The organism is Paenibacillus sp. IHB B 3084 (assembly GCF_001447315.1).
Lineage (GTDB): Bacteria > Bacillota > Bacilli > Paenibacillales > Paenibacillaceae > Paenibacillus.
The window spans coordinates 4,592,120-4,612,821 of sequence record NZ_CP013203.1 but is presented as its reverse complement, the minus strand read 5'-3'; the positions used below and the strand labels follow the sequence as shown (position 1 = coordinate 4,612,821).

Here is a 20,702-nt window from a genome sequence, read left to right as displayed (position 1 = left end):
ACATAAAATTCGTCATGTCGGCCAAGACCGGGTGCATACACTAAGAAGAATGACAGCGTCTTTACCGCAAAGTATGAAAGGAGGACGTTGAACGATGAAAGTTGGATTTATCGGGACTGGCAGCATGGGAAGTCTGCTGATTGAATCTTTTATTCATTCCAACGCACTTAAGCCACAGCAAATATCAGCAAGCAATCGAACGTATTCCAAGGTAGCCGAGCTGGCCCGTCGTTATCCAGGATTACATGCTGCCCAAAGTAACCGTGAGACGGCAGCGGATAGCGATATCCTGTTTATCTGCGTGAAGCCGCTGGAATCAAAAGCCGTAACGGATGAAATACGCAACGTCATTACAGAAGAGCAAATCGTCGTTTCTATTACAAGTCCGGTACAGATACGCATCTTAGAGCATTCACTGAAAGCCAAAGTGTCCAAAATTATTCCCAGCATTACCCACCAGGTAGGCAGCGGAGCCTCACTATGCATCCATGGCAGCCGGATTACAGAGGAGGATCGCTCCCTTCTGGAAGAGCTTATGTCCCACATTAGCAGGCCGATTCGGGTTAAAGAATCCCATACGCGTATTACGTCGGATTTTTCCAGCTGTGGCCCTGCTTTCCTGGCCTTTTTTATGGACCAGTGGATTCATGCTGCGGTTCAGGCTACGGGTATAGACCGTACGGAGCTATGCGCCCTCGCCGGTGAAATGATTATCGGCACAGGAAAGCTACTAACGGAGGGCGGAATGACACCAGCCGAGTTGCAGGCGAGGGTAGCAGTTCCCGGAGGTATCACCGCTGAAGCCCTCGCACTGCTGGACATTAGCCTGCGCAGCGTCTTCCCCGAGCTGATACGGGCCACACACAACAAGTATGAGGAGGACATGCAAAAGATAGACGCCTCCTTCGGCTTAAAGCAGATTAACCCGCAACAATATTGACCAGTTTGCCTGGAACAGCAATCACCTTGCGGACCGTTTTACCAGCCAGCGCCTGCTGAACGTTGTCCAGCGACAGCGCGAATGCCTCCATCGCTTTGGCGTCAAGGTCTTTGGCAATCGTCGCACGCTGCACGATTTTACCGTTCACCTGCACCACAATTTCCACTTCTGCATCCACCGTCCATGCTTCATCATAAGCAGGCCAAGCCGCGTAGGTAATGCTTTCGCTGTGTCCCAGCAACTGCCACAGTTCCTCAGTCAGATGCGGTGCAAGCGGCGACAGCATTTGCACGAAGTTTTCCATTGCTGCACGCGGCAGACGGTCTGCTTTGTATGCATCATTGGTAAAAATCATCAGTTGGCTGATCGCCGTATTGAAACGCAGCGCGTCCAGATCCTCGGTTACTTTTTTCAGCGTTTTATGCCAAGTCCGATTGAACTCATCACTGCCGCCTTCATTTGTAATTTTATCGTTCAGGCTGCCATCCTCGGAAACGAACAGGCGCCATACGCGGGACAGAAAACGATGCGCTCCCTCAACCCCGTTTTCGCTCCATGGCTTGGTCGCTTCCAGCGGCCCCATAAACATCTCATAAATGCGCAGCGTATCGGCGCCAAACGTATTCACAATATCGTCAGGGTTGATGACATTACCGCGTGATTTACTCATTTTTTCATTATTGTTGCCCAGAATCATACCCTGGTTGACCAGCTTGTAGAAAGGCTCTTTCGTTTCTACAACACCGATATCATACAGCACCTTGTGCCAGAAACGGGCATACAGCAAGTGAAGAACCGCATGTTCCGCACCGCCGATGTATAGATCCACAGGCAGCCATTCGCGCTGCTTCTCCTTGGATACAGGCTCTTTATCATTGTGCGGATCAATATAGCGCAGGTAATACCAGCAGCTTCCTGCCCATTGCGGCATGGTGTTCGTCTCACGGCGTGCTTTCAAGCCGGTCTCGGGATCAATAGTTTCTACCCAGTCCGTCGCATTCGCCAAAGGAGACTCTCCTGTGCCTGAAGGCTTGATGTTATCCATTTCCGGCAGCACGAGCGGCAGTTGATCCTCAGGAACTGTTTTGATCGTTCCATCTTCCAGATGAATCACCGGAATCGGCTCGCCCCAATAGCGTTGACGGCTGAACAGCCAGTCGCGCAAGCGGTACGTTACTTTGCCTTGCCCTTTACCCTCGGCTTCCAGCCATTCAATCATCTTCGGAATTGCTTCCTCATTCGTAAGTCCATTCAGCGGACCTGAATTGACGTGCGGACCATCCTCGGTGTATGGCTCTTTAGCCACGTCCCCACCTTGGACAACCTCAATGATATTCAGCCCGAATTGCTTCGCAAATTCCCAGTCACGTGTATCGTGACCAGGCACAGCCATAATCGCGCCTGTTCCGTAGCCAGCCAGCACATAGTCGGCGATCCAGATCGGCAGCTTTTCACCGTTCACCGGATTCACCGCGTAAGCGCCTGTGAAGACACCCGTTTTATCCTTTGCCAAATCCGTGCGCTCCAGATCGCTTTTACGGGCAGCTTGTTCACGGTATTGATTGACGGCATCCTTTTGCTCAGGTGTAGTGATAACATCCACCAATTCCTGCTCAGGAGCCAGCACACAGTAGCTTGCGCCGAACAGCGTATCCGGGCGGGTTGTAAATACCGTCAGTTGCTTGTCATGGCCTTCAATTGGAAAATGAACCTCTGCCCCGGTAGACTTGCCGATCCAGTTCCGCTGCATATCCTTAATGCTTTCGGACCAATCCAGCTCCTCCAAATCGTCCAGCAGACGATCCGCATATTCCGTTATTTTCAGCATCCATTGACGCATGGGTTTGCGGATAACCGGATGACCGCCACGCTCACTCTTGCCGTCAATTACTTCTTCATTCGCCAACACCGTTCCCAATGCAGGACACCAGTTTACAGGCACTTCAGCTACATAAGCAAGACCGCGCTTATACAGCTGGATGAAAATCCACTGTGTCCATTTGTAATAATCGGGGTCTGTTGTGCTGATTTCACGATCCCAGTCGTATGAAAAGCCAAGCGATTTGATTTGACGGCGGAAGTTATTAACATTTTTCACCGTAATTTCACGTGGATGCTCTCCCGTATCCAGCGCATGCTGCTCGGCAGGCAGACCGAAGGCGTCCCAACCCATCGGATGCAGTACGTTGTAGCCGCGCATTCTTTTATACCGTGAAACAATATCCGTTGCCGTATATCCTTCCGGGTGGCCTACATGCAGACCAGCTCCAGACGGGTACGGGAACATATCCAAAGCATAAAACTTCGGTTTGCCCGGCTCTTCCCCGGTACGGAACGTTTTGTTCTCATCCCAATATTTCTGCCATTTTGGTTCAATACTTTGCGGTTGATAGCCGTGCTTCGGCTGTGTGTCTGTCATTGTCATTTCCTCCTCAAACGGTATGCAACAAAAAACCTCTGCATCCCGTAGCGTGTCAGCGCTAGGGACGAGAGGTTATATTCCCGTGGTACCACCCTAGTTAGCAGAAAGCGTTCTTCGCCTTCTACTCCCTTTGCACCTGATAACGGAGGTGATCCGATGCGGGTTAATAACAGGGTACAAGCACCTGTATAGGGCATTCCTGCGTTGGGCGCATATCTCCGAGGCGAGTTCACTTTGCACTGTCAACCGGCTTGCACCATCCGCCGGCTCTCTACATGTCCAGACAAAACTACTATTCCTCATCAGCGATTGTTTAACCGTTAATAATGGCACTATTATATTGAAAACCGCGAAAAAAGTCAAATAAGGACTACATTTGGTGCTAAACACCAGCTTCATTTGTTTGCTCCATGACACACGGAGCAAAATGTTTTATAATAACTCCGAACCAGATTGAGATGAGTTGAGATGAGAAAGGTGAGCTGAGATATGGCACAAATTAAAATTTACGGAATAAAAGAAGCCCTGAATCCGATCAAGGAGCAACTTTCAGATGTGATTCATTCCGCTGTGGTGGATGCGTTCCAATATCCCCCCGACAAAAGGTTCCATCGTTTTTTCCCTATGAATCAGGAAGACTTCATATTTGCCCACGATCGCTCGGAGGCATACACCATTATTGAAATTAGTGTGTTTGAAGGCAGAACAACAGAGGCTAAAAAGCACCTCATCCAGCTACTATTCCAAAGTATTAACGATTTAGGCATTGCCCCGCAGGATCTTGAAATCACTATATTTGAGACACCGAAACAGAATTGGGGCATTCGCGGTGTACCGGGTGATGAACTTCAACTGGACTATAAAGTAAACATATAATTTCGAAGCTCTTATGCAGAAAGACGCCCTTCATGTCATCATGAAAAGCGTCTTTCTTTTTCCCATATTCGCTTGATGAAGCTACACTATTTTACAGCAACATAAAATAATCTGGCCGCGTCATCTACTGCTTCTACCCATTCAAAGTCCGCATATACTTTCACATCGCGAAAACCGGCTTTGGACAATTCCGTTTTCATCCAGTCCGGGTCATAGGCACGTTGCACATGAATTTCCTCGAACCGCTGGTATACATCGCGCCCTTCATTTTCTGCTCTCGCAAAAATGCTGAGATGATGCTCAATTTCACAGCGTGGAGCATCCAACGCACAAGTCCAAATATATGAAATGGAGCGCTCATCCAGTACAAAGGGCTGCTCTTCATCATAACGCACAAACGTCTGGGGATGATGTACATCGAACAGAAAGGTTCCGCCAGGCTTAAGACCGGCATACGTTCTGCGAAAAGTAGCAGCAATGTCCTCTTCCTCCAGCAAATAATTCAGACAATCGCAAAAAGAAATGACAGAATCCACAGGCTCCGGTAAATTCCATTCCCGCATATCCTGCTCTATCCAGCGGATGCTGCCCTCACGGAACAAACGCTGTCCTTGCGTAGTCGTTTCCATTTTGCGACGGGCTACTGCCAGCATATCTGAAGACAAGTCGATGCCAGCCACCTCGAAGCCCGAGTTGACCAGTGGAATCGTAATGGAGCCCGTCCCACAGCCTAGCTCTGCCACCGTATGCGGCATACCATGCTGATCCCAGGCCTGCCGAGCAAAACGCAGCCAGTCCGGGTACGGCATGTCCTGCATCAGCTCATCATACACATAGGCAAACTTCCGGTAAGAAGCCATTTTTATTCCCCATTCCCGTCCTTCGGTTCAGGCATTTTCTCCACCAGGTAGGTCCAGTTTTCCTTTTGTGTAACCAGCCCTTCCTTCATCAGCTTGCCCATCGCACGCTTGAAGGCGGATTTACTGATACCGAACCGTTGCTTAATAATATCCGGCGGCGTTGCATCGGAATAAGGCATACCGCCACCCGGGCGCTCTTTCAGAAAAGCAATGAGACGATCTGCATCCTCATCACGGCCCACTTCCTTGCGCGGTGACATTGCCAGATTCACCCGACCGTCTTCACGAACCAGTGTGACCCGTACCTTCACCTCTTCACCCAAACGAAGCATCCGGTTGCGTTCCGAGGAGTGAATCATGCCAATCGCGCCAAAACCAAGCACACCTCCGTCCACCAGGACAAACGTACCCATCTGAAGCGGCTTGTACACCGTCGCCTGCACCCATGTATTTAGCCATGAATCAGGTGCATGGAAGGACAACGGAGCCAGTTCCTGCTCACCCGCCAGCTTCGCCCGCAGTCTGCCCTGCTTATCATGCTCCATGATAGCATACACGTAGTCGCCCACCTGAGGATGCAAATCCCGGTTCTCGGGCAACTCACGAATCGGCAGCAGCAATTGACGACCCAATCCCATTTCCAGAAAACAACCCAGACGCGGATGCACATCCGCCACCTGTAGCTTTGCCAGTTCGCCCAGCGACAGGAACGGTTTTTTCATAGTAGCGGCCAAACGGTCCTCTGTATCGTGAAAAATAAATACTTCCAGCCGTTCTCCAACCTCGATCTCACGTGTCAATTCTGTATAATGCAGCAGTACATCCTGATCGCCGACTGTGAGAAAGTAGCCGAAGGGGGATACCTCACGATCTACCATAATCGTGACATAAGTGCCAGCAATCAGATTCATACCTTCTCCACGACCTTAGCATCCGACCAAAGTCTTTCAATGTTATAATATTCGCGCTCATCACGATGGAAGACATGCACTACGACATCACCCAAGTCCATCAGAACCCAGCGACCGGAATCCATTCCTTCGATCCCTTTGATTGTCGTACCTTCATCATGAGCGCGTTTGCGAATTTCCGTCACAATCGCCTGTACCTGGGTATCCGAATTACCGTGGCAAATTATAAAATAATCTGCGACAGAGGATACCCCCCGCAAGTCAAGGGCTACAATATTCATGGCCTTCTTATCTTCAGCGGCCTCAACCGTAATTTGCATTAATTTCTCATTAGTTATGGTCATTCATGAACCTCCGATTTTCTCTGTTTAAGTTGTTGAATCAGATCATTTCGCGACAGTACCGTCAGCGGAAAAATAACCTTTTTCTTCTCCAGCAGCAGTGAAATCGTGGAATCAAATCCAGCGACAAGACCCTGCTCCAAACTTTTTTTCGCCTGCTTGCGGATGTGCTCGACCCCGGGGAAATCCCGTCCCGGCTCGATGTAATCAGCTAGACACACGACTTTGTCCAGCAAACTCATACCCACACGCCCTGAGGTGTGCCAGCGAATGGCATTCCGTATTTCAAGGTCTTCCACCCCGTAGTCTCTAGAGGCAACGCAATATCCTACCTCAGAATGCCACAGTTGCTTGTCATGCTGTAAAAGCTCCTGGTCACATTCGGGATGATTGCGAATTACTTCCTCCATCTGCTGAACGGGCCAATATTTCGCTACATCATGCAAAATAGCCGCCAATTCGGCCTTATCCGGGTCCGCGCCATACCGCTTGGCAAGCTCCACCGAGGTATGCATGACCCCCAGAGTGTGCTTCCAGCGTTTTTCAGGCATTTGACCGGATACGGCCTCCATCAATTGCTCACGGCTGTACTTCATACAAACCGCCCCTTGTAATGTAGTCATGCACACGATCAGGCACAAGATAACGAATGGAGCGCCCTTCCGCAACACGTTCCCGAATATCCGTCGAAGAAATATCCACCACCGGCATATCCGCCAGCAGCACCTTGTTCTGCAAATAATGCGGCAGTTCATTCAGCGCAAGCTGGAAACCGGGACGCCGGACACCGATAAAACAAATTCGCTGTGCCAGCTCCTCAATCCCCTGCCAATGAGGTAAGTAATTCACCATATCCGCGCCGATGATAAAATAAAAATCCACAGCAGGATGCAGCTCCTGAAGCTCTTTGATCGTGTCAATAGTATAAGATACCCCACCGCGAAGCACTTCAATATCCAACACTTCAAAAGCAGAATGGCCCGCCACCGCTTCACTCGTCATCTCCAGCCGCTCCGTGCCGCTCGCCCCCGCCTGATGCTTGTGCGGAGGGATATGGGAAGGCATGAACCATACATGGTCCAGCGCATAGGCATCCCTTGCCGCTTCTCCAGCCAGCAGATGTCCAATATGAATCGGGTCAAATGTACCGCCCATAATACCGATTTTCATAGTCTTCTCCCCGCGTGCTTATCCTCTAGGCAACTCGATTTGCTTGTTATCACGGGATTCCTTGTACAAAATAATCGTGCTCCCGATGAGCTGTACAAGCTCGGAACCTGTTTCCGTTGCCAGCTCTTCCGCAATTTCATGCTTGTCATCCAGACAGTTGTTCAAAATCTGCACCTTCATCAGCTCGCGCTTTTCAATCGCATCGTTAATATGACGCATAAGATGCTCGTTCGTACCGTTTTTCCCTACTTGAAAAACGGGGTCCAGATGATGCGCCATCGAGCGCAAATACCTTTTTTGTTTACCTGTTAACATGTATAATTAACTCCTTCATAACCACATATGCCATGCGGCAATTCCATAATTTAATGTAAAATCCGACTTACGACAGGCTTCTCAGCACCGCCGCTCTCATTTCATCTACAGCAGGAGCTACGCCCATAAAATACTCAAAAGCCACCGCTCCCTGATACACGAACATGCCCAAGCCTCCATGCACCGTGCAGTCGCGATGTTCACGGCTTTCGCGTAAAAATCTCGTTTCCAGCGGGTTGTAGATCAAATCACTCACAATGATTCCTTGCGGAATCAGACTCGTTTCCAGTGGAAGCTCATCGGATAGAGGAGACATTCCTACCGAGGTCGTATTAATCAGCACATCCACCGATGCAAGCACGCGCTCCGCTTCATCGTTAGAATAGCCCGTCACAGGGATCGCTTCCGTCGTCCACTCCAATGCCAGTTGCTCTGCCTTATCGCGTGTCCGATTCAGAATAATGACCGATTCGGGCTGTTCCTCCAGTAAAGCATGAATCACACCTCTGGCAGCACCTCCAGCTCCGAGGACCGCAATTTTTGTGCCTTTCAACTTAACCGAAGTCTCTTCTTTGAGCGAGCGTACGTAGCCGATCCCGTCCGTATTGTAACCCTTGAGCCGTCCGTTGTCGTTCACAATCGTGTTAACAGCACCGATGAGTCTGGCCCCTTCATCAATCTCATCCAAATATTTCATAACCTCAACTTTATGGGGAATCGTCACATTGACTCCGCGGAAATGCAAAGCCCGAATCCCCTTCATGGCGTCCTCTAGCTGTTCCGGCTTAACATGGAGAGGAACAAAATCCCCCTCTATCCCCGCAGCCTTTAAAGCTACTTTATGCATGAGAGGCGATTTGGAGTGCTTGATCGGATCACCCAATACGCCCAATAATACAAGATCTTGTTCAGTCACTCCAGACTCCCCGCTGCTCATCGTCGTTCTCCCCCATATTGCAAAATATTAGGCTGCACAAATACATGAACGGCGGCAGGAACCTGGATATGTTCCTTGCCGCCCTATCACATGGTTTAACATCCGTTAAATCAACGAAGGCCGTAAAAGGACACGGATTCCCCGAGGAGCATGAACCGCTACCAAAGCCCCGTTCTCACTATTGACCCTGATCCATCCCAGACCGGAGATATAAATATCCGATTGAGATTTACGGGGAACGCGGAACTCATGTCTTGTCCATTCCGGCATATCTGCCAACTGATCACGTGTCGGCGGTGACAGCAGTTCTCCGGCATGATCTTCGAACAGTTGATCCGCCCGCTCCAGCTTGGTACGATGAATTTTAAGGCCACCATTAATGTAGCATGTGAACGATTGGTGTTGCCCCTCTACAAAATCAAACCGTGCCATCCCACCGAAAAACAGCGTTTGTCCGGGATCTAGCTGATAAGCAGCTGGTTTCAGCGGCTTGTCCGGCATAATAGCGCCCAAATCCTGCCGGGACACGATTTCACTGAAACGCCAAGGATACACAATCCCCGGTGTATCAATAATATGCTTGCCGTCGTCAAGCGGAATATTCACCATATCCAGCGTCGTTCCCGGGTAACGGGATGTTGTTAACTCCTGCTCCATATCGCTATGATCACGGATCAAACGGTTAATGAGCGTGGATTTACCAACATTTGTTGCACCGACCACATACACATCCCGATTGCCGCGCAGTTCGGATACTACATCCAGCAGACGATCAAAGCCCTGATTTTTTTGGCCGAGCACAGAACGATATCCGCCGTGCGAAGTCCTTGCTCCTTAGCCTGTTTTTGTACCCAATTCAGGACCTTGTTCCAGTTCGTTACCTTAGGCAACAAATCCGTCTTGTTCACAGCCAGTACAACCGGATTAGAGCCTACAAAACGTTGTAAGCCGGAAATCAGACTACCTTCAAAGTCAAAAATATCCACAATGTGGATGACGAGCGCGTCCTTATCCCCAATCTGGCTAAGCAGTTTCAGGAACTCATCCTGATCTACGGCTACCGAAGACGTTTCATTATAGTTTTTAATCCGGAAACAGCGCTGGCAAATGACAGGCTCTCGTGTAAACAGTTTTTCCAGAATATATCCCGGAAGCTCCGGGCTGGTGGTCTGCATCGTGATACCGCAGCCACTACATTTGACGGCAGTTCCGCCGTCAGGTCTTTCAGTCATTCTTCTTTTCCTCCTCAAGCCATAAGCCTTTCTTACGTAACCTTGTGAGCGCGATTCGCTCCAGCCGCCGATTAAAGCGGGTCATGATTCCTTCATCATGGATGGATATCGGCAACACAAGCACCGTGTGCAATCCCAGTCGGTTGCCACCCAATACATCTGTCAACATTTGGTCCCCGACCATAATAGTCTCTTCCGGAGTAAGTCCCATCATACGGATGGCTCTGCGAAAAGACGAGTTGGAAGGCTTCCGTGCAGCATGTATAAATTCAATGTCCAAAGGCGTAGCGAACACGGATACACGTCCCATATTATTGTTGGACACGATGACAAGCTTAAAACCCGCCTGTTTGACCTTCTCAAACCAGGCCACCAGCTCGGGAGTCGCATTCGGCGCTTTTGCACCAACCAGCGTATTATCCAGATCCGTAATAATGCCGCGATATCCTTGAGCATACAAGCCTTCAAGATCAATATCAAAGACGGTATTCACCCGTAATTTGGGCATCAGCATTTCAAACAACGTCGGTCACCTCAGTTTCATACGACAAACTATACCATATTAATATGGGTTAGTAAAAAGCTATCCGCAACAAACGGACAGCTTTTTACAAAGCATATGAAGAAGATTATAAATCGGCAGCATTCGAGCCAAATAAAAATGGTTTAGCCCTTTCGTTCAGTTTGTCGTCTGGACTAACCTTTCTTATGCAACAGGGCCGCTTGTCGGCGGACCTTGCGCCAATCCTCGGCAGTTACCGAGGAAGGACTGTAGCGTGCTTGTTCAAACAGCTCCAGCAGCAGATTCAGAATTGAAGCACGTTCCGGTGATTCAACCGACCATCTGCCGACCGATTCCCTCAGCGTCTCGTGGCTAGTGCGGGCAAACCCCTTACTCCGCATATACCGTAGCCAGCGCTCAGTTTCGACGATCACCTTTTCATCAGGGGTCAACGGCTTTCCTTTACGCAGACGCAGCAAATAAAAATGAATATCTGCCCGATTACGCCATACGATATAAGCGCTCCACAGTACAATAACAGCCACTGCCGCTGCTATGATTACCGGATGAATTTTCGTGCCTTCCTCCAGTTTGGCCTGTGGTGTCTGCGCAGACTGTTCCGGTTCAGACTGATCTTTCACCTTTGGAGCATCAGGTGTCTTCGAATCCTCCTGCTCCGTAAGCAATGGCATATCAAAACCCGGTGTGGCTTCTACAGGAACCCAGCCGTATTCACCCAGATATACCTCTGCCCAGGAATGCGCATCCGCATTGGTAATAGAGTAGGAAGACATATTTTCATTATCATCGCCTGTCGTTGCATCATCCGAAAATGTCTGCTGACCAGGAGCATAACCTTTGACCCACCGCGCCGGAACTCCAACGGAACGAGCCATCATAACCAGCGAAGTGGAATAATAATCGCAATAGCCTTCCCGAATCTCAAATAGAAAGGCATCCACAAAATCCTTGCTTTTTTTGCGGGAAAGATCTGGATTGTTTGTATATGCATAATTTCGCTGTAAATATTGCTGGAGCAGTCCGACCTTTTCATAGGGCGTCTTCGCCGACGACGTTACATTTTGAGCCAGATCACGCACTCGCTGCGGCAGCTCATTCGGGATTTGCAAATAGGCTTCCTGCTTGTTCTTTCCATACAGCTCAGTAAACGTTTTTGTGCGAAGCTCTTTTTCCGGGATCACAGGCACATGTGACACCAGCGTATACGTTTTCGGATAAGCCGTTCTTCTGGAGGGTGGGTTCCAAAGCAGTTCTGCCTGTTCCGGTTTCCAACGCAGCCCGTCTGCCCGCGAGTCTCTGTCCACCGATTGAACACGATGTACCGAATAGGCCCCGAACAAAACCGGATAGCTCTGATCGGTTTGCATCGTAACGGTCTGAACGACCTGCTCAGTCGAATGCCGTGTTTCTTGTGTATTTTCGAGCTCTGCCGTCATCGACACATCGTTCAGCGTCTGGTCGTCGTTGCCTCCATCTCTCCAACCTGTGCCGGAATACGTTCGCTTCGTCTCGCCCCGCCAGTAGCTTCGCTGATTGGTTGTGATCGTCATTACCGGAGAATAGTCAAAATTGAATCCCCCGCCCAGCCGATTGTCCTGCCGGCTATAGCCTGATGCCGTACTCATCCGCTGATTCATAGCCCCGGTTCCATTGTTAATACCAACAGTGGATGAGCTATTCCGCTGGGTCCATGCCGTATAAGGGTCAGTTAAGGTCGGCTGTATCTCTGGCATATTCACGCCAGCCATAATAATCAAAGCAAAAATCACCGCAATATTGGCTGCAATTTTGTACGGGTAACGGCGAATGTGCTTCCAGCCTTGAGGGTAATGCTGCCGAAAATACTGCAAATGCTGAGTCACCAGCCACCCCATACCCGCAAAGACCATCCATGCGACTTCTTGCCACAGCACGGTTGGCGTGAACGAATCAAGCACTGCCAGCGCGGCAATATTAATGCCTACAAACACCAGAATGCGCTGCTTCGTCGTAACGATGAGCGGTAACATCTCAATGACTAGCCAAGCAATCAGTGAAAACCAGATATACGGAGACATATTCGATATAAATTGATCCAGACGGTTTGTAAAACCCCCGAAAGGAATAATGATCGAGTAAGACACGAGCGTCCGGTACAAAATAAAAATAACGTCGTAGCCTTGAGGATAAATTCAATCCAAGGTCGAAGCGGCAGCAAAATTTTCACCAAAGCCAGCATCGTAACCGTCGCCAATACCAGCGTTCTTGTCTCTTTCAGCCATAGGTCTGAAGCAAAGGATACCCACTGCATGGCAATAATAATAATCCATAAAATGTAAAGGCAACAGCCCAAGAGCCCTTCAGCGAATGCAACCAGTTTTTCATAGCGTCCCTCCCCCATTACTGTTGGGAGCTCTTCAAGACCCGGAACATGATAACCCTGAATGCCTCTTGTACGAAGCATGCTCATCCATTCTTCAGCCTGTCCCACGCTTGAGCCTTCTCCGATATAGACATGGCAAGGGGTCATCCCCCGGGTATCGGCCCAGCGAAGAAGCTCCAACGCCTGATGATCCTTCAACGGACTGATCAACACAAAATGGCAGCCTTGTGGAAATTGCCGAACACCGCTTTCTACAGCAGCCATAAGACTGCCTTGGGAAGTGGTGTGTATGTCTACCAAATGATGCATCATCCGTTGCCGTTCCATCATCTGCTCACTGGGCTGAAAAACAGTGCCCGTTTCCCCTGCCGTACAAAGACCTACTCCCATCCGCTCCCGCCCGCCATATTCCAGCAATGAAGCAATGGAGGATACGGCCAGCTCAAACTGATCGGCATTTACATAATGTTTTTTGTGTGTATCCAGTACAAGCATCGTTTTGGGAACCGTCTCATGCTCAAATTCCTTAGATTTCCAACTGCCTGTACGTGCGGTCGCATTCCAATGGATACGTGAAAAACGGTCCCCATATACATAGTCCCGCACTCCGTTAATTTGCGTCGTTTCGCGCCGTGTTCGAGTCTGGACAGTTTGTGGTCCAGACATCCGCGAGCGACGATCATTCAACTGCCAATACGGAATGAATACTGTACGGGGCAGTACCCGAAATTCACCGGGTGCGTTTAACTTGCCTTTATGCTCCAACAGACCGAAGATATCCTCACTCACGCATTCGGTTTCGGCAAAATAATAGGTTCCCCGCTCCAACGCAGGAGTCTGAAAAGCAAGCTGTCCGCTCCCTTTCATGCTAGGGATAACACTGTCCTCAAAAGACCAGGATTCACCTGTATGACGCTTGAGCACTTCGCGAACAATGATATACGGCAATGGCAGAAAGCCGGGAAGGCTCAAGCTCAGCTTTACATGTACCTGATCTCCCGCATGCAGTAGCTCCCCGAACTCCGAGCCTTGTGAAAGCTGTCTTGAACCCTGAACACGGCGTACCCCGCTCAGCCCAACGATCCATAAATATATGCCCAGTAGCGTAACCATGGACAATAGCATGACTGACGTCTTGCCACCCTGAAACAACAGATATAGCAGACACACCACCCATATGACCATCAGTAGCCAGATGCGGCCTGACAGCCGGGGAAGCCTGCGTTTCCTTATGACCATCTTCATTCCCTACGGACGCTCCATTCGTACGGGTACGTTCACCTGCCGAAGAACAGCCTGAAGTACAGACTGGGCATTGGAGCTGTCGAGACGCGCCTCGGGACGTAACAGCAAACGATGCGCCAGCACATAGGGTGCCAATATTTTCACATCATCAGGGAGAACGTAATCCCGATTTTCCAGAAAAGCGTATGCCTTGGCCGCCATTACAAAAGCAAGCGCAGCCCGCGGGCTGGCTCCCAGCAGTACCGAAGGATGCTCTCTCGTCGCACGGACGATATCAAGTAAATAGGACGTAATTGCTTCGTCCATATACATTTCTCTGATTTCCTGCTGGATCGCGGCAATCTGTTCCATATGGGCTACCGCCTCCAGACGGTCTGCCGGCTGACCCTCCTGATGACGAAGCAGCATGTTCCGCTCAGTCTCCATATCAGGATAGCCGAGACTGATTTTGAGCATAAAACGATCAAGCTGCGCTTCCGGCAGCATATAAGTCCCTTCAAAATCAATCGGATTTTGCGTAGCACACAGCATAAAAGGATGAGGCAGCATATGTGTCTCTCCATCCACGGTTACACTGCGCTCCTCCATCACTTCCAGCAAAGCCGATTGGGTTTTCGTCGTGGCCCGGTTAATTTCGTCTGCCAGTAAAATGTTGGTCATCACGGGACCCGGACGGAAATAAAAGCGCTCATCCCGTGGATGAAATATGGAAACCCCTGTAATATCACTGGGGAGAATATCAGGATTACATTGAACACGGCGGTAATCACCGCGCATGGATTTGGCAAGAGCCTTGATCATTTGCGTTTTTCCCGTACCTGGAACATCTTCGATCAGAATGTGCCCACCCGCCAGCATAGCTGTTAGCAGTAATTTTATTTCAAAGGATTTACCTAATATGCATGATTCCAGATTAGAACGGATTGCAGATACAATCTGCACAGATTCTTGACGCACGGGCATAGCTCTGTAAACCTCCTAGATAGCAACATGTTTCCTATTATTGTACATGAAGGTGGGCACAGAGTACACTTGAGTCCTTGTCCAGATGTTCGAGCCAGTACTACAGTTTGGCAACATTTTGTATACAGGCACATAAAAAGCCCTCCGGTCATACAGATCCGAAGGGTTGATTTTTAAGCTTGTTTAATTGTAAGTTTAATCTATAATGCATTGCTTTTATATGCTTCCTTTTGGACGAACAAACAAGCATGCCAGAAAAGAGAAAATAATCGCCGAGGAAATTCCTGCACTTGTCAGACTAAAGATCCCTGTAATGACACCCAGCCATCCGTCCTTCTCCAATTCGGTTAATGCGCCGTGTACGAGCGAGTTACCAAAACTGGTAATTGGAATGGTTGCACCCGCCCCTGCAAATTTAATAAGCGGATCGTATATCCCAACGGCATCAGCAATTGCGCCTGCAACTACCAACGTACTCATCGTATGTGCTGGCGTCATTTTAAACGCATCCATCATCAACTGGCCCACGACACAAATGGCACCACCCACTAAAAAAGCCCATAGATATATCATACTTTTCCTCCCGCTTCGAAAGCTACAGCATGTGCAACACAGGGAATACTTTCACCCTGCTGTGTGGACAAAGGAGATAATAACGCTCCGGTCGCCACGACTAGTACCTTTTGCAGTTCTCCCTTTTCGATCCGCTTCAACAGATGCCCGTAAGTTACCACAGCCGAGCATCCGCAACCACTGCCCCCTGCAATGACTTTCTTTTGCTTATTGATGTCGTAAATCAGTAAACCGCAATCATTAAATTCCGTCTGATTCATATCGTACCCATCTTTTTTGAGCAGCTCCTTGGCAATCGGCAGCCCCACTGAGGCTAAATCCCCCGTTACAATGAGGTCATAATAACCAGGGTCCCGGCCTGTATCTCGAAAATGAGACAACAGGGTATCCGCCGCCGCTGGAGCCATGGCTCCGCCCATATTAAAGGGGTCTTTAATGCCCATATCCATCACGCGTCCAATGGTAGCACAATCCACCACCGTACCTGACTTGGCATGTCCCACAATTGCGGCGCCGGAACCCGTAACGGTATACTGAGCCGAGGGCGGCTTCTGTGACCCATATTCCGTAGGGTAACGGAACTGCTTTTCCACAGTACAGTTATGACTGGTCGTACCCGCCATCACGTAGTCACCCGCCTCTGAGTCCACAATAAGCGCGGCTAAGGCTAAGCTTTCCATTGATGTTGAGCAGGCTCCAAAAACACCTAAATAGGGAATGGCCAGCTTGCTAGCCGAGAAGGAGCTGCTGATAATCTGATTCATCAAATCACCACTAATAAAAAATTGCACTTCCTCTTTGTTTAAATTGGCATTAGTTAGCGCCAGCTCAGTAGAATGCTCAATCAATCTACGTTCCGCTTTTTCCCACGTTTTCTCGTTAATTTCGATATTGTCATAAATATAATCAAAATCTGTGGATAACGGCCCCTCTCCTTCATCCGGGCCAACAACGGTGGCACTTCCAATAATGCGCGGTCTCGATTCAAACTTCCAGGTTTGTCCTCCCTGCCTTCTCATAGGTGATTGCCCCCCACACCAAGGATGGCGTATATAACGCCTACGATAAATGCGGCCACCACTCCGAATACGATAACCGAGCCTGCCAGCTTGAACATATTCGCGCCCACACCGAGCACCAGTCCCTCGGAACGATATTCCAATGCAGCCGAGCACATCGAGTTAGCAAAGCCTGTAATTGGCACAGCGGTTCCCGCTCCCGCCCATTGGGCAACCTTATCGTAAACCCCGATGCAGGTTAATATGACCGCCAGCAAGATCATCATGGATGAGGTCGGCGGCGCTGCCTCCTTGGCTGACATGTGCATTCCTGCCATAAAAGCCTCCTGAATCGCCTGTCCAATCACACAGATCACGCCTCCAACCAGAAAAGCGCGCACACAATTGGCAAATACTTTTCTCGAAGGTTCATGCTTTTGTGAAATACTCTGATAGTCCTTCTCATTTATGGACAGCGGCGACGTATTGGTACGAAAACCGCGCTGCCCGGATTTAGCTGGCATCATTCACCACCCCTTATCTGTAAGTTTCGCGCTTGGCGGTTCGAATTGCTTGGGTCTTTATCATTATGAGCTTTTTGGGGAAATGTTATGTCAGGAAAATGATATCGTGGACATTCCGTACAAATCCATTCATACTGGATGGATGACGACCACTGGTTAATTAATAAGGAGTGAGGTACATCATGGAATCAAAAACATTAGAACTGTTTAAAACTTTAACGGAGTTTCCTTCCATTCCCGGGCATGAGCGAGAGCTGCGGGCATGGGTTAAAGAACAGATATCCGGTTATACGGATGAAATCGTGCAGGATCGTTTGGGCAGTCTTTTTGGCGTGCTGCGTGGTCAAGAGAGCGGACCACGTGTGATGGTGGCAGGCCATCTGGATGAAGTCGGTTTTATCGTGAATGGTATTACGGAAAATGGCATGATTCGTTTTCAGCCGGTTGGAGGCTGGTGGAGTCAGGCCATCATGTCACAGCGTCTTCAGGTGCTGACTCCGAATGGACCAGTTATCGGTGTCGTTGGCTCTGTCTCCCCCCATTTACTGGATGAATCGCAACGCAGCAAGCCTATGGACATCAAGCATATGTATCTGGATATCGGCGTGGACAGCCGTCAGGAAGCACAGGATTTGGGCATTGTACCGGGAACAGCCATTGCGCCGATTTGTGATTTTACTCCACTGGCGAATCCGAAAAAAATCATGGCTAAAGCGTGGGATAACCGTTATGGTGTAGGCTTGGCTATTGAACTGCTTGAAGCGTTACATAAGGAAAAGGACAAACTGCCTAATACGCTGTATGCGGGGGCTACCGTTCAGGAGGAAGTGGGACTACGCGGCGCACGCACGGCTGCTAGCCTGATTCAGCCAGACATTTTCTTCGCACTGGATTGCAGTGCAGCCAACGATATGGGTGGTGATCCGAACGCGTACGGGCATTTGGGTAAAGGCGCGCTGCTACGGGTATTTGATCCGGGTATGATTACCCATCGCGGAATAGTGGAGTACGTGCAGGATATGGCTGAGACGCACAAGATCAAGTATCAATACTTTATCTCCACAGGTGGAACCGATGCAGGTCAGGTCCATTTGAGCGGAATTGGAGTGCCATCCACCGTTATTGGCATTTGCGGACGATACATCCACACTTCCTCGTCCATTATTCACACCGACGATTATGATGCAGCCAAAGAGCTGATCGTCAAGCTGGTGCAAAACCTAGATCGCACGACACTGAATACGATTATTGAACGAGCTTAAGCTTTTTCCAGAGAACTAGAATCTATTAAAAACAGTCAAAACACGGATAACGTGCTTTGACTGTTTTTTAGTTGAATAGAGTTACCGATTGGAGCACTTCATATCAAATGCTTATAACGAAGCAAGGCGATAATAACAAGTACAGCCGTCAAGGCAATGCAGATGTTCTCCACCTGCGCCCCTTTGCGCGTTCCGGTACTCATCAGCTTAAATCGCAGCTTCCATTTGAACGGTGGCAAAGGTTTAATTCCGTTATTCGTCAAGGAATCTGCCAATAAATGCAGCAGATACGCCAAGCCGCCAGCCAGCCAAATGCTGTCACCATGCAGACGGGTTGTACCGTACAGCAACGCAGTCCATGCGACTGTTCCATACACCGTATGCGTCAATCCCCGGTGCGGGACAAGCGTACAGATAATCAGCAGACACCCGGCTATGTAATTCCACGGCGCGTAGGCTTCTCCATACCAGGCCAAGCCAATTCCAATTAAAAAGATAATGGCCTTTCGCATCGACCGTGAAGGCATAAAGGAAGCGCTGATCATCAGCAAAGCCAGAACAAGATTCCACGGCGGAGGAGCCAGACGGGTAAAAAATACCCAGCCCGCAGCCCCAATCATCAGGAGCTGTACGAGTCTGAGCATTTTGGTAGGCAACGCACGACTCACGAGCATGGAGTTAGGCTCGTCAATATCCGGCAACAGTGAACCGACTACAGCGGCAGCCACGGCAGCCGGAGTCACTTCGTATCCGTTCAAGGCTAATACCGACAGGGAGACCCCGGTTCCAATAATCAAATGGGCTCTTCCCATCATGGTGCATAACATCCTTTCGTTGCAGCATACAACAGAGTTCGACATCACTCTATTTGAATCAGCTTGATTCGATTGTATACGACAAACAAAAAGAGAACAATAGTTCGCTTATTCTATTTAAAGGATATCGTCCAAAAGTCCCGGTCAAAAATTCGCCTTAGAGTATTTTTTGGAACAGTGCGATAACTTCCTCTTTGGTTGGCTGAAACGGATTACCAGGCGCACACGCATCTTTCATCGCATTGTCAGCTAACAGATTAAGATCCGGGTCCGTTACCCCCAGCTCAGACAAACGTTTCGGGATCCCTACTTCCTGTGCCAGTCCGCGGATGGCATCCACGACAAATTCAGCGCACTCCTCGTCGGTTCGCCCTCTGACGGAGAATCCTATCGCTTGAGCGATAGGTCTGAATTTACGGGGAACATGCTGCGCATTGGCCTCCTGTACATAGGGCAGTAGCATCGCATTACACACCCCATGTGGAAGATCATACACACCTCCAAGCTGATGTGCCATCGCATGCACATATCCCAACCCCGCATTGTTGAAGGCCATCCCTCCCAGAAAAACAGCATACACAAGCTTTTCACGGGCCTCGATATTTTGACCGTTCTCCACAGCTTCTGGCAAATAACGGAATATCAGCTCGACAGCAGCCAAGGCAGTGGCATCGGTGACCGGATAAGCTCCCGGGGTAATCAGCGCCTCAATCGCATGAGTAAGCGCATCCATACCTGTCGCAGCAGTTAATTCGGCTGGCTTACCCACCATTAATTCGGGGTCATTTACAGAGATGGAAGCCAGACTGTTTTTATCAACCATGACCATTTTGACCTTACGCTTCTCATCAGTAATGACATAGTTAATGGTGACCTCGCTGGAGGTACCCGCCGTTGTATTCACTGCCACAATAGGAACGGACGGTCGTTTGGATTTGTGAACGCCTTCATATTCTGAAATATGTCCTCCGTTGGTGACAATGATGCCAATGGCTTTGACCGCATCCTGAGGCGACCCACCACCTACCGAGACGAGAACATCACATCCGTTATCCTGAAACACCTTGACTCCTTCGTGAACATTGTCACAGGTAGGGTTAGGTTGCACACCATCATACACGATATATGGAATTCCATGTTGCTCCAAAACAGCAATAACCCGGTCGGTAATCCCATTTCGACGCAGCCATTTATCCGTCACGATAAGCGCTTTCATAAATCCTTTCTCTTGCAACATCGGTCCCAGATCTCTAAGACATCCAATCCCCATCAAATTCACTGGCGGTACATAAAAGACGTTCGTTCCCATGCGTAAACCCCTCCTTTGTGCTTTTCGTTCTCCAGTCATCCCTGCTCTCTGATATTAAGCTCCATCTTCCTGATCCTACCATCAGATCGAGCAGACATCTGCGAAAAAAAGCACAGTTCAGCAA

Annotated in this window: 18 protein-coding genes, 3 pseudogenes and 1 other annotated feature; of the genes and pseudogenes, 3 read left to right on the top strand and 18 right to left on the bottom strand. The window is 49.4% G+C overall.

All coding sequences use genetic code 11. The features are described 5' to 3' along the window. Positions 1 to 94: 94 nt before the first annotated feature. The gene (gene comER / locus ASL14_RS21645; protein ID WP_134913411.1) at positions 95 to 940 is read left to right on the top strand and encodes a late competence protein ComER; all 846 of its coding nucleotides are present in this window, start codon (positions 95 to 97) and stop codon (positions 938 to 940) included. Here the strand turns inward: comER and leuS are convergent. Continuing rightward, positions 921 to 3,359 (bottom strand): leucine--tRNA ligase, encoded by a 2,439-nt coding sequence (leuS, locus tag ASL14_RS21640; protein ID WP_134913410.1) that lies wholly within the window; start codon positions 3,357 to 3,359, stop codon positions 921 to 923. The genes comER and leuS overlap by 20 nt on opposite strands. Before the next feature lie 60 nt (positions 3,360 to 3,419). Next, positions 3,420 to 3,677: a binding site (T-box leader), on the bottom strand. A 174-nt stretch (positions 3,678 to 3,851) separates the two neighbouring features. On the opposite strand from leuS, the gene ASL14_RS21635 reads away from it, so the two are divergent. Then, positions 3,852 to 4,238, top strand: coding sequence for a tautomerase family protein (locus ASL14_RS21635; protein ID WP_134913409.1), 387 nt, complete (start codon positions 3,852 to 3,854; stop codon positions 4,236 to 4,238). Positions 4,239 to 4,324: 86 nt separating this feature from the next. Here the strand turns inward: ASL14_RS21635 and ASL14_RS21630 are convergent, their stop codons facing one another. From ASL14_RS21630 to spoVAC, 15 genes and pseudogenes are all read right to left on the bottom strand, one after another. Beyond that, positions 4,325 to 5,098 (bottom strand): class I SAM-dependent DNA methyltransferase, encoded by a 774-nt coding sequence (locus ASL14_RS21630; RefSeq protein ID WP_134913408.1) that lies wholly within the window; start codon positions 5,096 to 5,098, stop codon positions 4,325 to 4,327. 2 nt (positions 5,099 to 5,100) lie between these two features. After that, positions 5,101 to 6,009 (bottom strand): CvfB family protein, encoded by a 909-nt coding sequence (locus ASL14_RS21625; RefSeq protein WP_014282544.1) that lies wholly within the window; start codon positions 6,007 to 6,009, stop codon positions 5,101 to 5,103. Next, a complete protein-coding gene (gene rsfS / locus ASL14_RS21620) occupies positions 6,006 to 6,353 on the bottom strand; it encodes a ribosome silencing factor (RefSeq protein ID WP_134913407.1) in 348 nt (115 codons plus the stop codon). Before rsfS ends, ASL14_RS21625 begins: the two co-directional genes overlap by 4 nt. Further along, entirely contained in the window at positions 6,350 to 6,946 is a 597-nt protein-coding gene (gene yqeK / locus ASL14_RS21615; protein ID WP_134913406.1) for a bis(5'-nucleosyl)-tetraphosphatase (symmetrical) YqeK, read from the bottom strand. The genes rsfS and yqeK overlap by 4 nt, the downstream gene beginning before the upstream one ends. Further along, positions 6,930 to 7,520 (bottom strand): nicotinate-nucleotide adenylyltransferase, encoded by a 591-nt coding sequence (gene nadD / locus ASL14_RS21610; protein WP_134913405.1) that lies wholly within the window; start codon positions 7,518 to 7,520, stop codon positions 6,930 to 6,932. Before nadD ends, yqeK begins: the two co-directional genes overlap by 17 nt. An 18-nt stretch (positions 7,521 to 7,538) precedes the next feature. Beyond that, entirely contained in the window at positions 7,539 to 7,835 is a 297-nt protein-coding gene (yhbY, locus tag ASL14_RS21605; protein ID WP_014282548.1) for a ribosome assembly RNA-binding protein YhbY, read from the bottom strand. A gap of 67 nt (positions 7,836 to 7,902) precedes the next feature. After that, positions 7,903 to 8,772, bottom strand: a complete 870-nt coding sequence (gene aroE / locus ASL14_RS21600) for a shikimate dehydrogenase (RefSeq protein ID WP_134913404.1) — start codon at positions 8,770 to 8,772, stop codon at positions 7,903 to 7,905. Between the two features lie 105 nt (positions 8,773 to 8,877). Then, positions 8,878 to 10,004, bottom strand: a pseudogene (yqeH, locus tag ASL14_RS21595) (ribosome biogenesis GTPase YqeH). Continuing rightward, positions 9,997 to 10,527 carry a YqeG family HAD IIIA-type phosphatase gene (locus ASL14_RS21590; protein ID WP_044645131.1) on the bottom strand — a complete coding sequence of 177 codons (531 nt, stop codon included), beginning with the start codon at positions 10,525 to 10,527 and terminating at the stop codon, positions 9,997 to 9,999. Before ASL14_RS21590 ends, yqeH begins: the two are co-directional and overlap by 8 nt. 173 nt (positions 10,528 to 10,700) lie before the next feature. Then, positions 10,701 to 12,891 (bottom strand): annotated as a pseudogene (locus ASL14_RS21585) (transglutaminase TgpA family protein). 4 nt (positions 12,892 to 12,895) lie between these two features. Continuing rightward, a pseudogene (locus ASL14_RS21580) lies at positions 12,896 to 14,134 on the bottom strand (DUF58 domain-containing protein); the annotation flags it as partial. Between the two features lie 3 nt (positions 14,135 to 14,137). Then, positions 14,138 to 15,097, bottom strand: a complete 960-nt coding sequence (locus ASL14_RS21575; RefSeq protein WP_134913403.1) for an AAA family ATPase — start codon at positions 15,095 to 15,097, stop codon at positions 14,138 to 14,140. A 216-nt stretch (positions 15,098 to 15,313) separates the two neighbouring features. Then, a complete protein-coding gene (gene spoVAE, locus ASL14_RS21570) occupies positions 15,314 to 15,670 on the bottom strand; it encodes a stage V sporulation protein AE (RefSeq protein WP_025682025.1) in 357 nt (118 codons plus the stop codon). Continuing rightward, on the bottom strand, positions 15,667 to 16,689 hold the full coding sequence (gene spoVAD / locus ASL14_RS21565; RefSeq protein WP_134913402.1) for a stage V sporulation protein AD: 1,023 nt from the start codon (positions 16,687 to 16,689) through the stop codon (positions 15,667 to 15,669). The genes spoVAE and spoVAD overlap by 4 nt, the downstream gene beginning before the upstream one ends. Next, entirely contained in the window at positions 16,686 to 17,192 is a 507-nt protein-coding gene (gene spoVAC, locus ASL14_RS21560) for a stage V sporulation protein AC (RefSeq protein ID WP_025682027.1), read from the bottom strand. The genes spoVAD and spoVAC overlap by 4 nt, the downstream gene beginning before the upstream one ends. Before the next feature lie 182 nt (positions 17,193 to 17,374). Here spoVAC and ASL14_RS21555 point away from each other — a divergent pair, with 182 nt between their 5' ends. Further along, positions 17,375 to 18,454: a M42 family metallopeptidase gene (locus tag ASL14_RS21555; protein WP_134913401.1), complete on the top strand. Its 1,080-nt coding sequence runs from the start codon at positions 17,375 to 17,377 to the stop codon at positions 18,452 to 18,454. Between the two features lie 98 nt (positions 18,455 to 18,552). Here ASL14_RS21555 and ASL14_RS21550 read toward each other — a convergent pair whose 3' ends face one another. Together ASL14_RS21550 and ASL14_RS21545 are read right to left on the bottom strand one after the other, a co-directional pair. Further along, positions 18,553 to 19,269, bottom strand: a complete 717-nt coding sequence (locus ASL14_RS21550) for a metal-dependent hydrolase (RefSeq protein ID WP_134913400.1) — start codon at positions 19,267 to 19,269, stop codon at positions 18,553 to 18,555. A gap of 157 nt (positions 19,270 to 19,426) precedes the next feature. Further along, positions 19,427 to 20,578 carry an iron-containing alcohol dehydrogenase gene (locus tag ASL14_RS21545; protein ID WP_134913399.1) on the bottom strand — a complete coding sequence of 384 codons (1,152 nt, stop codon included), beginning with the start codon at positions 20,576 to 20,578 and terminating at the stop codon, positions 19,427 to 19,429. Positions 20,579 to 20,702: the final 124 nt, after the last annotated feature.

Excerpts from the sequence above, each read along its gene's own strand:
- leuS (WP_134913410.1), bottom strand. The coding sequence starts at position 3,359 with ATGACAGACACACAGCCGAAGCACGGCTATCAACCGCAAAGTATTGAA.
- ASL14_RS21630 (WP_134913408.1), bottom strand. The coding sequence starts at position 5,098 with ATGGCTTCTTACCGGAAGTTTGCCTATGTGTATGATGAGCTGATGCAG.
- yhbY (WP_014282548.1), bottom strand. The coding sequence starts at position 7,835 with ATGTTAACAGGTAAACAAAAAAGGTATTTGCGCTCGATGGCGCATCAT.
- ASL14_RS21555 (WP_134913401.1), top strand. The coding sequence starts at position 17,375 with ATGGAATCAAAAACATTAGAACTGTTTAAAACTTTAACGGAGTTTCCT.
- ASL14_RS21625 (WP_014282544.1), bottom strand. The coding sequence starts at position 6,009 with ATGAATCTGATTGCTGGCACTTATGTCACGATTATGGTAGATCGTGAG.
- nadD (WP_134913405.1), bottom strand. The coding sequence starts at position 7,520 with ATGAAAATCGGTATTATGGGCGGTACATTTGACCCGATTCATATTGGA.
- ASL14_RS21545 (WP_134913399.1), bottom strand. The coding sequence starts at position 20,578 with ATGGGAACGAACGTCTTTTATGTACCGCCAGTGAATTTGATGGGGATT.
- ASL14_RS21550 (WP_134913400.1), bottom strand. The coding sequence starts at position 19,269 with ATGATGGGAAGAGCCCATTTGATTATTGGAACCGGGGTCTCCCTGTCG.
- aroE (WP_134913404.1), bottom strand. The coding sequence starts at position 8,772 with ATGAGCAGCGGGGAGTCTGGAGTGACTGAACAAGATCTTGTATTATTG.
- ASL14_RS21635 (WP_134913409.1), top strand. The coding sequence starts at position 3,852 with ATGGCACAAATTAAAATTTACGGAATAAAAGAAGCCCTGAATCCGATC.
- comER (WP_134913411.1), top strand. The coding sequence starts at position 95 with ATGAAAGTTGGATTTATCGGGACTGGCAGCATGGGAAGTCTGCTGATT.
- spoVAC (WP_025682027.1), bottom strand. The coding sequence starts at position 17,192 with ATGCCAGCTAAATCCGGGCAGCGCGGTTTTCGTACCAATACGTCGCCG.
- yqeK (WP_134913406.1), bottom strand. The coding sequence starts at position 6,946 with ATGAAGTACAGCCGTGAGCAATTGATGGAGGCCGTATCCGGTCAAATG.
- rsfS (WP_134913407.1), bottom strand. The coding sequence starts at position 6,353 with ATGACCATAACTAATGAGAAATTAATGCAAATTACGGTTGAGGCCGCT.
- spoVAE (WP_025682025.1), bottom strand. The coding sequence starts at position 15,670 with ATGATATATCTATGGGCTTTTTTAGTGGGTGGTGCCATTTGTGTCGTG.
- spoVAD (WP_134913402.1), bottom strand. The coding sequence starts at position 16,689 with ATGAGAAGGCAGGGAGGACAAACCTGGAAGTTTGAATCGAGACCGCGC.
- ASL14_RS21575 (WP_134913403.1), bottom strand. The coding sequence starts at position 15,097 with ATGCCCGTGCGTCAAGAATCTGTGCAGATTGTATCTGCAATCCGTTCT.